Origin of the sequence: Sporosarcina sp. E16_3, assembly GCF_017347125.1 — a bacterium.
GTDB lineage: Bacteria > Bacillota > Bacilli > Bacillales_A > Planococcaceae > Sporosarcina.
Map to the genome: position 1 here is coordinate 183,799 of NZ_JADPRX010000002.1, position 15,869 is coordinate 199,667.

At 38.8% G+C, this 15,869-nt stretch carries 12 protein-coding genes; 3 read left to right on the top strand and 9 right to left on the bottom strand.

Annotated features, from left to right (window positions below; all coding sequences use genetic code 11):
* The first annotated feature begins 39 nt into the window (after positions 1-39).
* Both I2483_RS03300 and I2483_RS03305 read left to right on the top strand, forming a co-directional pair.
* Positions 40-873 carry a TetR/AcrR family transcriptional regulator gene (locus I2483_RS03300; RefSeq protein ID WP_207173930.1) on the top strand — a complete coding sequence of 278 codons (834 nt, stop codon included), beginning with the start codon at positions 40-42 and terminating at the stop codon, positions 871-873.
* A gap of 239 nt (positions 874-1,112) precedes the next feature.
* A complete protein-coding gene (locus I2483_RS03305; protein WP_207173931.1) occupies positions 1,113-2,339 on the top strand; it encodes a dicarboxylate/amino acid:cation symporter in 1,227 nt (408 codons plus the stop codon).
* A gap of 237 nt (positions 2,340-2,576) precedes the next feature.
* On the opposite strand, the gene I2483_RS03310 is transcribed toward I2483_RS03305, so the two are convergent.
* The 8 genes from I2483_RS03310 to I2483_RS03345 form a co-directional block, all read right to left on the bottom strand.
* Positions 2,577-3,386: an alpha/beta hydrolase family protein gene (locus I2483_RS03310; protein ID WP_207173932.1), complete on the bottom strand. Its 810-nt coding sequence runs from the start codon at positions 3,384-3,386 to the stop codon at positions 2,577-2,579.
* A gap of 889 nt (positions 3,387-4,275) precedes the next feature.
* Positions 4,276-5,247, bottom strand: a complete 972-nt coding sequence (locus I2483_RS03315; RefSeq protein WP_207173933.1) for an NAD-dependent epimerase/dehydratase family protein — start codon at positions 5,245-5,247, stop codon at positions 4,276-4,278.
* A 459-nt stretch (positions 5,248-5,706) separates the two neighbouring features.
* On the bottom strand, positions 5,707-6,408 hold the full coding sequence (locus tag I2483_RS03320) for an ABC transporter ATP-binding protein (RefSeq protein WP_207173934.1): 702 nt from the start codon (positions 6,406-6,408) through the stop codon (positions 5,707-5,709).
* A gap of 11 nt (positions 6,409-6,419) precedes the next feature.
* Positions 6,420-7,196, bottom strand: coding sequence for an ABC transporter ATP-binding protein (locus tag I2483_RS03325; RefSeq protein ID WP_207173935.1), 777 nt, complete (start codon positions 7,194-7,196; stop codon positions 6,420-6,422).
* 24 nt (positions 7,197-7,220) lie between these two features.
* Complete coding sequence (locus tag I2483_RS03330; RefSeq protein WP_207173936.1) at positions 7,221-8,501, bottom strand: branched-chain amino acid ABC transporter permease; 1,281 nt, start codon at positions 8,499-8,501, stop codon at positions 7,221-7,223.
* 9 nt (positions 8,502-8,510) lie between these two features.
* Positions 8,511-9,497 carry a branched-chain amino acid ABC transporter permease gene (locus I2483_RS03335; RefSeq protein ID WP_186670853.1) on the bottom strand — a complete coding sequence of 329 codons (987 nt, stop codon included), beginning with the start codon at positions 9,495-9,497 and terminating at the stop codon, positions 8,511-8,513.
* Positions 9,498-9,693: 196 nt separating this feature from the next.
* Entirely contained in the window at positions 9,694-10,881 is a 1,188-nt protein-coding gene (locus I2483_RS03340; RefSeq protein WP_207173937.1) for a branched-chain amino acid ABC transporter substrate-binding protein, read from the bottom strand.
* A 433-nt stretch (positions 10,882-11,314) separates the two neighbouring features.
* Positions 11,315-12,403 carry a metallophosphoesterase gene (locus I2483_RS03345; RefSeq protein WP_207173938.1) on the bottom strand — a complete coding sequence of 363 codons (1,089 nt, stop codon included), beginning with the start codon at positions 12,401-12,403 and terminating at the stop codon, positions 11,315-11,317.
* A gap of 859 nt (positions 12,404-13,262) precedes the next feature.
* Between I2483_RS03345 and I2483_RS03350 the strand changes: the two genes are divergently transcribed.
* Positions 13,263-14,090 (top strand): C40 family peptidase, encoded by an 828-nt coding sequence (locus tag I2483_RS03350; RefSeq protein ID WP_218624845.1) that lies wholly within the window; start codon positions 13,263-13,265, stop codon positions 14,088-14,090.
* Positions 14,091-14,504: 414 nt separating this feature from the next.
* Here I2483_RS03350 and I2483_RS03355 read toward each other — a convergent pair whose 3' ends face one another.
* Positions 14,505-15,644, bottom strand: a complete 1,140-nt coding sequence (locus tag I2483_RS03355) for a TerD family protein (protein ID WP_207173939.1) — start codon at positions 15,642-15,644, stop codon at positions 14,505-14,507.
* Between the last annotated feature and the right edge of the window lie 225 nt (positions 15,645-15,869).

Below are 15,869 nucleotides of genomic sequence, written 5' to 3' on the forward strand. Positions count from 1 at the left end.
CAGTTGTCAACGAAAAACCTTAGGAGCGATTAAATCATAATGATAAAAAAACAACTAATCATGGATAAGGCCTTAGAACTTTTTGCGGAACAGGGCTTCGAAGCTACCTCTGTACAACAGATAACAGCACATTGTGGTATTTCTAAAGGCGCCTTCTACCTATCATTCAAGTCAAAGGACGAATTGATTTTAGCATTGATTGATCATTTCATGACCCAATTTATAACCAACATTGACTATGAGGTCAAAAACACAAAAAATGATGGAGATTTGTTATACAAATTTTATTACACCATTTTCGATTCTTTTCATAAGCACTCTGACTTCGGCAAAATCCTTATTAAAGAACAAATGCAATCCTTTAACGAGGAATTCATCTTAAAAATTCTCGCCTATGATCAATTGATGGAAAAAGTAATCTTATCAATGGTAGAACGATTATACGGTGAAGAGATTGAACAGATAAAGTACGATTTAATTTACTGCATTAAAGGTTTTATGAAAACCTATTCAGAGTTATTTTTATTCCACAACCTGCCATTAGATTTAAATTTACTCGCCGAGTCACTAGTGGAGAAAACGAATTTACTTGCCAAACATATTACAATCCCTTTTATCTCAACTGAGTTGGTTCAACTGTTTAAACAACCGACGCAGAAGGAAGTAACGAAGGAGCAAATCCTAGTCATCATTGAACAGTGTATTGAAGAAATTGCGGAGTCTATTGAAAAGGAATCGTTAATCCTGCTGAAGCAACAGCTACTTGAACCGACTTTAAGTCCTGTTCTTGTAAAAGGGTTACTTGAAAACATTCGAACTCACCCTCATTGTAAATGGGTGGCTTATTTACTTCGTAATTATTTTGGGTTTTAGAGGTAAGGAAAAAAGTTCACAAGTACAGCATTCAAGGGGCCGTCATAATCACTTCCTCAGCCCTCCAACTGAAGTGGGATTGACAACACTGGGTTGCATTCCGAGGAGAAATGGTAGTTCTCTTTTAACTTTTGGTGCCTTGTTCTGATACGATTTCAAATCGTGTTAGTACCGGGTACCTTTTTGTATGTTAACATATAGAGTACGCTAAAAAACTTTTAAGATAAGGTGATGAAACAATGAAATCATTATGGGAAATATATATAAAAGTTCCGTTTGTCGTGAAAATAACTACCGGTTTTATCCTCGGTGCGATTGTAGGCATCGTTTTCGGAACAAACGTTGGTTTTCTTAGTCCACTTGGCACCTTGCTCTTAAATCTCTTAAGCTTGGTAGCCCTTCCAGTCATTTTCCTGACAGTTGTCTTAGCTGTGAACCAAATGAATGTTACACAGCTGGGTCGGATTGGCGGAAAACTGATCATTTATTATACAGCAACTACAGCGGCTGCTGTTTTGATTGGACTATCACTTGCGTTATGGTTTGCTCCTGGTAAAAACATGATTTTGCCTAATGTCACTGTCGACAAACCGGTAATGCCCCACTTTTCCGATGTTTTACTACAAATCGTGCCCAAGAATATTTTTGCCGCCTTCACTACTGGCGATTTGATGGCCATCTTATTTGTAGCGGTCATTATCGGGATGGCAATTTCAATGATGAAATTCTCTCCGGATAAACCAATGATGGAATATGGAGCGATGCTAGACAAGATGTTTACTGCACTTAACATCATGTTTTACAAAATTTTGAGTGGCGTCTTGTTATATGCACCCATCGGTATTTTCGCCATCAGTGCTACTGCATTCGGCAGTCAAGGCTTAGAGACCTTTAAAGCACTGCTAACATTTACAGCGATTTTCTATTTAGGACTACTTATTCTGTGGGTATTCGTCTATACGGCCTTTTTGAAGTTATCCGGTACACCCATCGTCAATTTTTTCAAACAGACAAAGGATGCATACACGACCGCCTTTTTCACATCCAGTAGTATTGCCTCTCTTCCAATCGCAATCAATGCGGCAAAGAAAGCCGGCATTTCAGACAAGACAGCAAATTTCGCACTTCCTTTAGGCGCCGTGTTCAACTCTGACGGTGGAGCGCTCCGGATGGGTGTGTCAATTGTCTTTGCTGCAAACATTACAAACCTGAATCTTTCCGTTTCAGATCTTTTCATGATCATCGTGATAGGTACACTCCTGTCTATTGGTACAGCAGGTGTTCCCGGGGCAGGTTTAATCACTTTATCAGCCGTCCTGACAATGTTTGGATTACCTCTTGAAATTGTTGCATTAATTGCTGGGGTGGACGCCATTATCGGTATGGGTGGAACTGCGACCAATGTCGTAGGAGATATTGTCGGTGCCGCCGTTGTTGATCGTACAGAACGTAAGAAAACTGCCTGAAGAACAACCGATTTGAACTTAGTGAGGCCCAGGAATGAACTACCAATTCCTGGGCCTTCCCATGTTTTCCACGCTGGATTCCATCTATATCCCGTCACCTTTTCCAGGTAGCTGGTTCTCGTACGTAAGCCTTAAATGGGGCAGTATATACATAAGGGACACTATTTTTGAAAAGAAAGTAAAAAAAGTTTATAGGCTCTATTATTAGCCCATAAACCTCTTTGAATCATTTTTGCCCTACAATGCTATTTTCCTGGGAAACACATAACACTTTCCAAGCCATTCAGCAGATTTCGTAAATAATTCATGCTCAAATGCGTAGCTTGAAAACGTATGGTCTGCCCCCTCAATATAATGCGTATTGACTCGTTCAAGAATTGGCCTTTGTTGCAATGATGCGAAATAACGGGCGGCATGTTCTTTTGGTATATCTTCATCCTGTTCTGCATGAATGATCAACGCCGCCTCTTGATACGAACGAATCGCTCCAAGGGGATGGTGATTTTTCAAATCTGTTAAAAATATTTGACTGACATAAAAACCACAATAATCAACTACCCCATTTGTTTCTGCAGTTATCATAGCACTAGTGCCTAGAATTTCAGCAATATCTTCATATGGCTTACCCACTGGCGACCATAAAATAAGTTTACGTATTCGGCGATCTTTTGCAGCTGTTAATGAAGCGACAGCACCACCAAGACTATGTCCAATTAAAATAATATTATTTGCATCTACTTCAGGTAACACCGATACATAATTTAGCACCTCCTGAACCTCACTCAGCTGCTTTGTTACCGTAACATCTGCATAATCCCCGTCACTTTCCCCGCAACCACTAAAATCAAAACGAAAAACTGCATATCCCTTCTTCGTGAAATACCGTGCTGCTTTCACAAATAACCGATGTTCACCCACTTTACTACCAACAAATCCATGCAATAAAACAATAAGCGGAACCTTTCTATGATGCGCTCCTTCTGGGAGATGAAGAGATCCCGAAAGGTATAATTGATTTGCATAAATTGAAATCGCTTTACTTGTCATAGTAAACATCCTTTCAAGGATACTCTCGACACAGACTATCCTTACCTGTTTACTTGGTATTATACGTATTAAATTTGTATTAGTCAATAAATAGGTGTGGAGTAGTAAAGCTTTTGAGGGTGTATCATTTATAAATACCTTAATATTATTTGATCTAAAAATGACGCAGAAGTTTTTATGTCCGCTGTGAAATTTTACCTTTAAGTAAAAAAGGCAAGTTAATACATAAGGAAGATATATGAAAGGACTTTTACAGGAAGACTGTCGCCACAAATAAAAGCGGAGACTAGAGGATATACCGATAAAGGAAGCGGTTGCCCTTGAATGGGAAGAGCGCTACGACCGAATTCTTGAGAGCGGTGAAAAGAATGGGCGACGGATCCTGCACCCGATGCCCCGAAAACGAGGAAAAATAAAAAAAAGCCCCTAATCTAGCTGCACGCTTACAGCTCCATAAAACCGCTCTATTGCGGTTTATTTGGGACACAAGCGCCCCTTTCGATAGCAGTTAGGCAGATCGGGACATCCAAATGATAAAAGTGAAACACATAGTATCAGGCCACTTCCGTAAAAATGAAGGGGCTAAACAATTTGACCAAATCCGCAGATCTATTCCCACGCTTCGTAAACAAAATCGTGATATTCTTTCCTCGCTCGTCTCTGTTGTCCGTGGAGAATTCTCATTGCAATAGGATCTATGTAGGTTTAACAAGTGATTCTATCTACTCTCCAGCGAAGGCATCTCCAAGCGACAAGTGTTGTTGATAGAATTTTTCACGTCAACATAGATACCTAAGTAGTTACGGAAAATAATTAATATGGGAGTAGAGTAAAAAAGGCATAAGGTTCTAATCGATTCGGAATTCAATCGGAACCTGATGCTTTTTAATTACTCCATCACCTTGTTAATCAATAATTTCTCAATTTCGTTCGTTGGACCAACTTTGCATTTTTCAGCATCAAGATGCTTTGCCCATTCTCTTGTGTCATCTGCAGTAACTCGCAGGGGACGAATTGAAAGCCCGGCCTTTGTAGCATTAGATGTATCTACAATGAAAAATCCTTGTGGATATTGTTCAGAAATCGGAATCCAGAATGGAAAACGATACTTTGGATCCATCACTACTTTTGCCACGATAGCGTCGGGAATGGCGATTATCTCAGTTCCTTGTTCAGAAGTTAATTCATCGATGAACGTTTCGAATGAAACTGGTTGAGAAGCCGCATTAAACGTCCCTGATTTCTTCTCCTCAATCATTTCTACAATCCATTTAGCTAAATCACGAACATCAATCCACTGTACTTTCCGGTCGCCTCCCGGTATGGCAATAGGTCCTTCCTCAACAGTACGCATTGCCCAATATGTGAATCTATCTGTTGGATCATCCGGACCTACGATAATGCAAGGTCTAACAATGAGAGCTTTACTGCCAAATCCGTCATTCACTTCTTTTTCACACATTACCTTTAAAGGACCGTACGTTTCGCCTGTCACTTCATCTGTAGTGATAGTATGTGTAAATGTCGAGCTATTCTCATTTACATCGCCTTTTGAGTGATCATCATACACTGAAATCGTTGAAATAAATGTATAATGGTCGATCTTTTCTTTCAGTGCTTCAATAACCGGTTTTACATCATTCGGCGTATAGCCGCTCGTATCAATGACAGCGTCCCAATGTTCTAGAGCCGCCTGATCCATATGTGCCCGACGATCCCCAATAATATGACGACACTCAGGAAATAAATCCGGATTTGTTTTTCCACGATTGAATAGTACTACCTCATGTCCGTTTAGTAGTGACTGTTCTACGATATGACGACCGACAAACGATGTTCCGCCAATAACTAATAATTTCATGTGATAACCCCCAATGTATTCTTGATAATATTCTCATCTTATAATTACTTGTTCTCTATTTACGGTCATAGTTCCTTCATTAGACAAAAAACATCAATTTCATAATTCAAAGCATCTTAGTGCTTCAATCAAAAAAGCTGTCTTCCCTAAACTTGATCATTTTCTAATCTTGCTACAAGTCGTTTGTTTCAACTCACAAAAAAACGCTTGGATAGTTACTACCTAAGCGTTGTTGAATATATAAGTTGAACAAATGAACACATATATAAATAAAGCGAAGGCGCTATTTAGTGTCAGTAACTGAACACCAATAGCGGCGCGATAAGACTGGTAGTGATTTTCTGCCGGGATTTTCGCGGTAGGCGTCCACGAAGAGCCGTAGCTAATTCAATGTTTTTTTATTACAACATATATAGATTGGCCAAAAACTCCTATATTTAATATTTGACACAGTTACTACTATGCTAAATACGCTTCCCGGACTTCTTCATTCGTAATTAAGTCATGGCCGTTTCCTTGAAGTTTTATTTTCCCAGTTTGAATAACATAACCTCTATGCGCAATTTGTAGAGCTTGATAAGCATTTTGTTCCACAAGTAAAATGGTTATGCCTTCTTGATTTAATTCTTTTATGATTTCAAAAATTTGTTCCACAATGATTGGAGCCAGTCCCATTGAAGGTTCATCTAGCATTAATAAATCCGGTTTCATCATGAGTGCTCGCCCGATGGCAAGCATCTGTTGTTCTCCACCGCTCATCGTCCCACCCTTTTGCTCGATACGGTCTTTCAATTTAGGAAAAAAGTGAAAGACTTTTTCCATTCTTTCATCAATCACATTTTTATTCTTTACTGAGAATGCGCCCATTAGTAAATTTTCTTTTACCGACAATTTCGAAAAGATCCTTCGACCTTCGGGAACATGAGCAATTCCTAGTAAAGTCGTTTCATGGGCAGGCTTGTTTGAAATTTCAGTCCCATTATATAAAATGTTGCCAGTCTTTACTTTCACCAATCCGCTTATGGACTTTAGTGTCGTTGATTTCCCAGCACCATTGCTACCTATAAGTGTTACAATTTCTCCCTTTTCCACTGATACGTCTATACCCTTTAAGGCGTGTATTCCACCATAATAGGATTCAACATTTACTAATTGAAGCATATATTGTCCCCCTATCCCGTTTGAATAGCTCCCGATCCTAGGTATGCTTCTATAACCTTTGGATTATTTCTGATGTTTTCAGGCTTACCTTCCGCAATTTTTTCGCCGTGATCCAATACAACGATATGTTCAGAGATTTCCATGACGAGCTTCATATCGTGCTCAATTAAGATAACAGTTAGATTGAATTCATGTTTCATGCTCTGTATGAGCTGTGTTAGGTTTTTTGTTTCTTTTGGATTCATGCCTGCCGCAGGTTCGTCTAATAATAAAACCTTAGGATTTGCAGCAAGAGCCCTTGCGATTTCCAGTCTTCTTTGTGCTCCATAGCTTAGATTGCATGCTTTTTCATTTAAAGAATCAGCTAGTCCTACATATTCCAATAAGTTGTATGCATTCATCTCTGAAGCCTTCTCTTCCTTACGAATGGCAGGAAGATTTAACAAGATTCCCAGTAGACCTGCCTTTAAATTGTTATGCATTCCAACAAGAACATTTTCAAGTACTGACATTTCACTAAACAAGCGGATATTTTGAAATGTTCGAGAAATGCCTTTTTTCGATACGTCATGCGGCTGTAATCCGTTTATCTTTTCATTTTCAAGAAGTATTATGCCTGACGTTGGCTGATACACACCCGTAATCATATTAAAAAATGTTGTTTTACCAGCACCATTCGGTCCAATAACTGCTGTAATTGAATTTTTCTCCACTGTCATTGATACATCTTGGTTTGCTGTTAAACCACCAAACTTTTTAGTTAAATTTCGAACTTCTAAAATAGACAATTACTGTACCTCCTTCTGCTACAGCTACTCATTTTCCGATTGTTCCTGCGGGGTTACTAACTTAGCTTTCCTGTTTGCTCCTTGTAAGTCCTTTTCAACAAATATACGGTTTTTTGCCGGCAATAGTCCTTTTGGTCTATATAAAGCAAACAGGATCAATAGCGCCCCAAATATAAACCGTTGCATTTTAGCTGGTGATAATGCGTATGGAATTGAGATTATTCCTGACAAGCTTAGTTGGTTCAACCAATTTGTCATTTCCGTCAATACCTGGAGATTCAGAATCGTCATAACAGCCGCCCCAAGAATAACGCCAGGGACACTTCCCATCCCCCCGAGAACTACCATTACTAATATCGTAATTGACTCAAGTAGTGTAAAGCTTGTAGGATCTACAAAAGCTTGTTTAGCAGCAAAGACGACCCCCATCATCCCCGAGAAGGTAGCACCAATTGCAAACGCCATTAGTTTTGTGCGAACTAAAGGGACACCCATAGCTTGAGCAGCTATTTCATTTTCCCTAACAGCTTTCCACGAACGGCCTATTTTGGAGTGTTCAAAACGGCGAACTGTAAAAATCGTGAAAAATAAAAGCACAAGTACAATGTAATAAAATTGGCTAGGATAAAGGAAATCGATTCCAAACAATCTAGGTGGCGTGACAGAAGAAATTCCCATTGCACCGTTTGTAATATTTATGGGGCGATCTAGATTATTAAATATTATTCTAATAATCTCTCCAAAACCTAACGTTACAATAGCTAGATAATCTCCCTTAACCCGAAGAACAGGTATTCCAAGTAGTATTCCAAACAATGCAGCTACCAAGCCTCCAATGATTATAAATAGCCAAAAGCTTTCTCCTGATAAAGGGAAAGTTCCAAATGGCATAAAATTAGATGCTTGCGCTGTAGCAAAAATACCATATGTGTATGCTCCAACTGCGAAAAATGCGACAAAGCCCAAATCGAGAAGGCCAGCCATTCCAACTACAATATTCAACCCTAAAGCCATAGCAATATAGATGCCCACAAGTGTGGAGACTTCCATATAAGATTGATAAGCATCTCCATTACTAGCAGTGAACGGAAGTAAAAACACTAGCACAAATCCCGCTATCAACCACTTTGTCAGATTAGTAAACTTTGTAAAATATAGTAGTAATAATGAAGTCAATAGAAGTAGAAACGCGGTAACTGACTTCTGTGCCGTATATAAACTTAGTGAAGTAACCCCGATGTAAATTAGAAGAAAGATTCCATGCGCAAGTTTGTTTTGTTCATATTTTTTCCATAGAGTTTTCAATCTTCTCACCTACACTTTCTCAGTGACCGGTTTGCCTAATAAGCCCTCCGGTTTAAAAAGTAACACGATGATCAATATCGCAAATGCAAACACATCTTTGTATTCGGCACCAAATACGCCACCAGTTAAAAGTGTTAAATTTGCGGAGGCAAACATTTCTAGCACCCCAAGTAGTAAACCGCCAATCATTGCGCCACGGATATTTCCTATGCCGCCTAATACTGCCGCGGTAAATGCCTTCAACCCGAGAATAAACCCAATATAAGGGTCAATGGTTCCGTATTGTACAGCAAACAATACCCCCGTAGCGCCACCAAGTGCAGATCCTACAAAAAAGGTAATTGAAATAACTTTATTCACATTTACAGTCATTAAAGAAGCGGTTTCTCGATCTTGTGCTACAGCCCGCATCGCCATTCCCCATCTTGTCCTATTCACAAATATATCTAGAGCAACCATCATAACAACCGCCGTAACCAGCACAATAATAAATGATGTTTTTATTGATGCATCGTTAAAAATGGAACTTATGGATGATGTTTTAATCAAAACTTGTTCTGTAAAAAGACTAGGTCCCGTTACAATGTAGTTTCCTTTCGTTAATTCTGCGATAAATCTAACAATATCTTGCAATAAAAATGAAATGCCGATAGCTGTAATAAGCGGGATCAATCTAGGTGCATTACGTAATGGTCTATATGCCAATCTTTCAATACCCATCCCCAAAAAACCTGTTAGGAAAGCAGTTACTATGAGTACAATAATTAGCATAACAATGGCAGGAAGCGCAGAACCCCATCCAGTTCCTGTCATAAAGATTAGTAAAGCTGTCCCAATAAAAGCACCTGTCATAAAGATCTCACCGTGTGCAAAGTTAATTAATTCCAGTATTCCATAAACCATTGTGTACCCTAAAGCAATTACAGCATACACAGTTCCTAAGGCAAGACCATCAATCAAGACTTGCGGTATTGTTTGTATTACTTCGTTCAGCATAAGTTACCTCCTTGTCTAAGGTGTATAGAAGAAAAGGGTACTCTCACTAAGAAAAGCGCAAGGCGCCCGCTAGACGCGACAGGCATAAGTCGATCCGGCGACGTGGCGCTCTTTGCCACATAGCTGGATTGCTTATGACCCGAGCGGCTGGCGCCTGGAGCTAGACAGTCAAAATGAATCATACCCATCAGCCTACTTATTTTTCAACTTCACCTTCTAATTGCGGTGGATAACTAGCTTCTTTGTAGTTGAAAATAAACACTTTTGCATACTCATTGTCGCCAATGTCATCAAAGCTTACTGTTGTCAATACACCTTGATAATCTTTTATTCCACGAACAGCATCTCTTACTTGTTCGCGTGTCGGCAATTTATTATTATTTGCTGTAATTGCGTTCTCGATACCTTTCAATACCACACCCATTGTGTCATAGCCGTAAACTGAGTATGCTTCTGCATCTCGATTGTTTATTGATTTATACCTTTCCATAAACTCTTTTCCAGCTTCTGATTCAGCGGGATCTCCTGCTAGAGTAGTAATGTACGTATTTTTAATTGCATCTCCAGCAATTTCAACGAGTGTAGAAGAATCTAATCCATCTCCACCCATTATCGGGATATTAATACCTTTTTCGCGTGCTTGTTTTATTAAAAGCCCGCCTTCTGCGTAGATTCCCCCGAAGTATACTAGATCTGGTTTCTTGGAAAGGATTTGGTTTAGAACTCCATTAAAATCTTTCTCTCCAAGCGTGATCCCTTCAAACCCAAGAATTTCAGCTCCTGCTTCTTCAGCACCTTTTTCAAAGGCTTTCGCAAGCCCAGTACCGTATGCTGTTTTATCTTGAACGATAAAGATTTTCTTTGCTTTTAATGTGTTAACCGCATAATTAGCTCCTGCTGGACCTTGAGAATCATCTCGAGCAACGATACGATTTACTGTTTTTAATCCTCTATCCGTAACTTCTGTTGCTGAGTTGGCTGGTGAAACCATTGCAATACTGTATTTTTCATATACTTCTGAAGACGGGATAGCTACGCCTGAGTTGAAGTGACCGACAACTGCGAATATAGATTTATCTGCACCTATTAATTGAGCATTGGCCACTCCTTTTTTGGGATCGGCTTGGTCATCATAAGGTACAAGCTGTAACTCAAATCCTAATTCTTTAAACTTGTCCTTTTGGTCGTCTAATGCAAGCTGTGCACCTAGCTTAATTACTTCTCCAATTGCAGCACTACCTCCTGATAATGGCGTCTGAGTAGCGATTTTAATAATCGGTAAACCTTTTTCTCCACCCGTTTTGGCCTTACCACCGCAGCCCGCTAACATGCCTGCCACCAAACCTCCTGCTAACAATAAAGCTAAAGATTTTTTAAACTTCATGTTGTCCCCCCTTTTCCCTAACTGAAGTACAAGCCTCTGTATATATATATTAATCAGAAACAAGAATTAGGACAGATTATTCATTTTTATTTTCTGGGAATTTCGTTCCAATCTAGCAAACAAGTGAGTAATTCACACTTGAATGTTTATTTCAGATTAATTCGTATGTAAGTCTGTGATTTCGAAAATAAATAACCATAAGAAAACAGCTGGAAGAAAAGGAATCCCTTTTCTTTCAGCTGTTTTTTGCTTTTATAATCTGGCACTTGTGCGACATTCGGTTAGTTTTAACGAGGTTTTCTTCATAGACAAATAATTTAAATTCTTCTAACTACCACATCTATTTGGGTCAATCATTTGCTTTATTTCCTTCTGGATAAGAACCCCGACTTTTAGTTCCCCTTCGTCTCAAGGTTTCCTGTTATTCTGCGTTTCATTTATGGAATTTAAGATTGATTTCTACGATTTCAGCACGGCTACCGATTCTAAGTGGGGGTCCCCATGTACCAAAACCGGAAGTTACGATTGAATGAAGCTGCTCTTTTTTTAAATAGCCATAATGATTTTCAAAGATCAATCGAGTAATTAGATTAGCAGGGAATAGTTGCCCTCTATGCGTATGCCCCGATAACAGCAAATCAATGCCACTGTCACTTGCCTCGTCAAATTCAACGGGCTGATGGTCCATCATAATCAGTGGTTTGTTCTGGTCTAAACCGGCAACTAACGCGGTTGTTGTCCTCCTACTCTTTGCCGCCAGGTCTTTTCGACCAACTATGTAAAAATCATTGGCTACGAGTGCTGCTTCGTCTGCTAGTACTTGGATGCCGATTTTATCCATTTCAACGACTAATTGATCAACATCGTTGCCATAATAATCATGATTCCCCGGTACCGCGTAAACGCCAAGTGGTGCATGAAGTTCCCCCAATGTTTTCCCCATCCCTTTATCCAGGTATGGAGCGATGTAGTCATCGATAATATCACCAGGAATTAAGATTAGATCGGGGCGTAATGCCTCTACCTCTGCAACTAAACGTTCAAGATGCTTTTCACCCACAATTCCCCCGAGATGAAGATCGGAAAAAACGACAACTTTCAACTCTTTTTCTGTTGCTGGTTTATCAATAGTCACCTCATACGTTGTGACAACGGGACTCCAAGCATTGTACGAACCATAGATAAGGAGAATAACAAAGAATAAGATTGTCCCTAATCCGATTTGAAAAATCCATTTCTTTTTCAATAGATAGACAGCGAGATTAATCAAGGGCAATACTAATAAACTATATCCAAATAGCACGAGCCAAAATCCGCCGATGAATTGGATAGGTAACCATGACCAAAACCGTCCGATGAAAAAGGATAAACTAAGTAGGACCATTAGTATGATATAGGTTTTCTTGTAGGCAGCAAATTGCGTCGTTTTTAGCCATACCCAACCATTGTATCCGATATAAAAACATAACAGTAAATAGATCACTAAGGCGAGCAATATTAGTAACGTAGTTGTGAATGGCATCTGTTGTTTCCCTCACTTTATTACATTATTTACCGAACAAAGATAGAGTGAATTGGTAACCGTCAAAATTGTTCCATTTCCCCGTCCTGCTTTGTACAGTTATTTTATAACCATGCAGATCAATGTAGAAAATTTTGGTACTTTAACGTGGTTCCTAGACTACGATTCGTTCGTAGTTGTTTATCCAATCGAAACTTTGATTACTGAATAGGATAATTATCAGAATCAAGTGAAGCGAGGTTCAGTGAACGTTCACTCTGTTTCGAAAAGTGGAGTTTTCACATTCATTTTTGACAATACCTATTCGAATTACCAACCCAAACCCTTTTATAGTTCCATTCTATCATACCTACTTTCTTCATTTTATTATTATGACCTGGTCAACTTAACCTATAAGAATTGCTCATTCCCAATAGAGTCAACTACATTGGTATATGAAAGGAATACATATATGAAATAAAGGTCCATTTCACTTGTTAAAAAAATACGAAATTTGAAATATAGTTTCTCCATACTTAATCCCACTGTGAAAATAAACACACTCAAAAACGAGAATAAGTGCTCCTATAACTAGAGTCGTCCTTCTATACATCTCCATGGTGTAGCGCAGCGAATTTTGATACTTTCATTCTCGTTGAAATATAAAGAAACTTTATGCTGTTCTTTAGTAAGTTATAAATACTAATCGCCCACCTCCCCCTGGAAACTGTATATGACTCCAAGATATCCCGTTATATTTACGAACACGTAATGAATTTGTAATCAAACTGCTGTTGTACTTACATACTTAGTTCTCTACTATTATATATATAGTCATTGACACTTCAATGATTCATAGAAAAGGTGGCTGAAATATATAATGAGAAAAATTGCGTGTTCACTACTTTTAGCAGGTTCTTTAGCATTTGGTATGGCAATTAGTGATGTAGAAGCAAGCACACATAAAGTCCAAACTGGAGAATCGCTATGGGACATTTCAAAATTAAACCAGGTGTCCATTACCAATCTTAAAAAATGGAATAACTTAAAATCAGACTTACTCTATCCAAATCAAGTCTTACAAACGTCAGCTAAGAATAGCAATTTAGCGTCTAGCAACGCTACAAAAAAGATCGGTACTTTTAAGGCGAAAACCAATGTCAATGTGCGTTCCGCTGCTGGTACAACTAATAAGATCGTTGCTAAGGTAAAAAAAGGGGCTACGTTAACAGTTTCACAGCAAAAAAAGCTGGGGAACGATGTCTGGTTTCATGTAAAAGTCAACAAAACATCGGGTTGGATACTAAGTTCTCTTTTGACAAGTACAAACAACTCAACTTCTAAGCCATCTACTGCTTCTAAAAACGTTGTTGATCAGGCAATGAAGCTAAGGTTTATACCCTACATATTTGGTGGAACGACAAAAAACGGCTTTGACTGTAGCGGTTTTGTTCAATACGCTTTTAAACAATCAGGAAAAGACGTCTCACGCACCACGCTTGGTCAATTTGCACAATCGAAGAAAGTAACCTCCCCTAAGCCAGGTGATTTGGTCTTTTTCCAAAATACATATCGTAAAGGCATTTCGCACGTTGGCATTTACATTGGCAATAATAAGTTCGTCCATGCTGGAGGCAAGCAATCACAAGTAACAAGTCTAAACAACAGCTATTGGAAATCAAAATTACATAGTTTTAAACGATTGTAAGCAGAATCCCTTCATCTAGTTAATTGATGAAGGGATTCTTTTTTGGTAATTTAAGAGGGGCTACTCGACTGGCAAACGAATACCTGTATACAAATAAAAACACCACAACTTTAAGGGCTGTGGCAGTTCTAAAAACTAATTTAAGGTGCCTTGTCACCTTAGTGCAAGATACCATTCACTAGTATATGTATAATTAATAACACGTCTGTTGTTTAACTAAAAATAACCAAGTAAACTTGATCAAACCCTAGACGCTGCGTGTAGGGATGCTTCTCAACTGGATAAAAGCCTCCAAAGATGCAATTTTGGAGGCTTTTACTTTTTCTATGTTTTTTTCTTTTATTAATAGTAAAGAAGTGTCACTTTCTATAAGACATCACATAATTAATTTGTATCTTCGTGCACGCACATGTCTTACTTAAATTCCTCAGGTCCGACATTCATTTCAAAAGCCCCATTTTTATACATAAGGGGAGATCTTTCAGTACCGGATTCCGAGTAAGTTTCTACATGACTTACTTTCATTTCATGCGTATCTGTGAAATCAATTTTGGCGATTGCTACCCAATAAGCATACTTATTCTCCTCGAACAAAGGGGATGTGATTTTTTGTCCCATTTGATTATCGACAACTGCTTTCGCTTTCATCGCTTTGAAACTGCCAACCCCGTTGGAGACCGCGCTGTACGCTGCAAATAAAACATAATTAAGCTGTGATGGATTATGAACAGTAATCGTCTCTTTCCCAGAGTTTTTCGCGTCTCCATCCAACGTGATGAACGGTAGGCTAGTAGAGCTTCCAAGATTTTTATAATAGACTTTGCCTTCAGTTCCGTCTTTCGTAACGTAAAAACAATATAAATCCAAATCCTTATTGCTTTTCCATTCCAGCGTCGCGACTACTTTAGTCGTTTTCTTGATTGATATCGTTTCTTTTTTCCTCAGGGTAACGATTAAAGGTTTCACTACTTCTTTTTTCTCAACAGGCGCGGGCACGGGGGCTATCGGTTCGTTAATTACATCCAATCCAAAGTTTTCACATAAAGAGGGAAGTCCGCCATTGAACCCACTCCCCACTGGATTCAGCTTCCACTCACCGTTATGCCTATAGATTTCACCAACAACGATGGCAGTCTCTTGCTGTAGTTCTTCCCCGAAAGTAAATGAAAACAAGATTCGCCCACTCAATCGATCCTTCACAATTAAGCGGGCGGAAGAAACTGTACTGAAACTTTGTCCTTTGCTCTCTCCCTCATGAATAGTCAAGGTAAGTGCGATTTTTTGGATAGTATTCGGAACCTTATCCAAGGATAAGTGGATTTCATTTTGCCCGTTTGTAGAGCTAAAATGCTTTACAGATTTATCTATACTATATGGTTGTCCATAAAAAATAAAGCTCTCATCGTTTTTACAGAGTCCACCTTCATCCAATAAAAATGCCGCTCCGTCAATCTCCATTTCTTTGTTTATCGTCGTCCATTCTAAGACAGTAACAATATCCGTAATTGCCGTATTTTTTGTAATATCAACTTTTTGACCTCGTAAAATATTCATGATTCGACTCCTTATGGTTTTATAGTTGTGATTTTCTTTTTTCAGGCTCTACCACATAATTTAAATACAGATGTAACTCATTTTACCGGTCTTCTCCTCGATTTAATAGAACTAACTATTTCCAATCTTAAAACGGATTGTGTGAGTGTCCATATCCCTATTCATCTAAGAGGTTAACTTGCAATTCCCCTCTTACCGTCCCATCCATTCCCCAGTTATGCTATC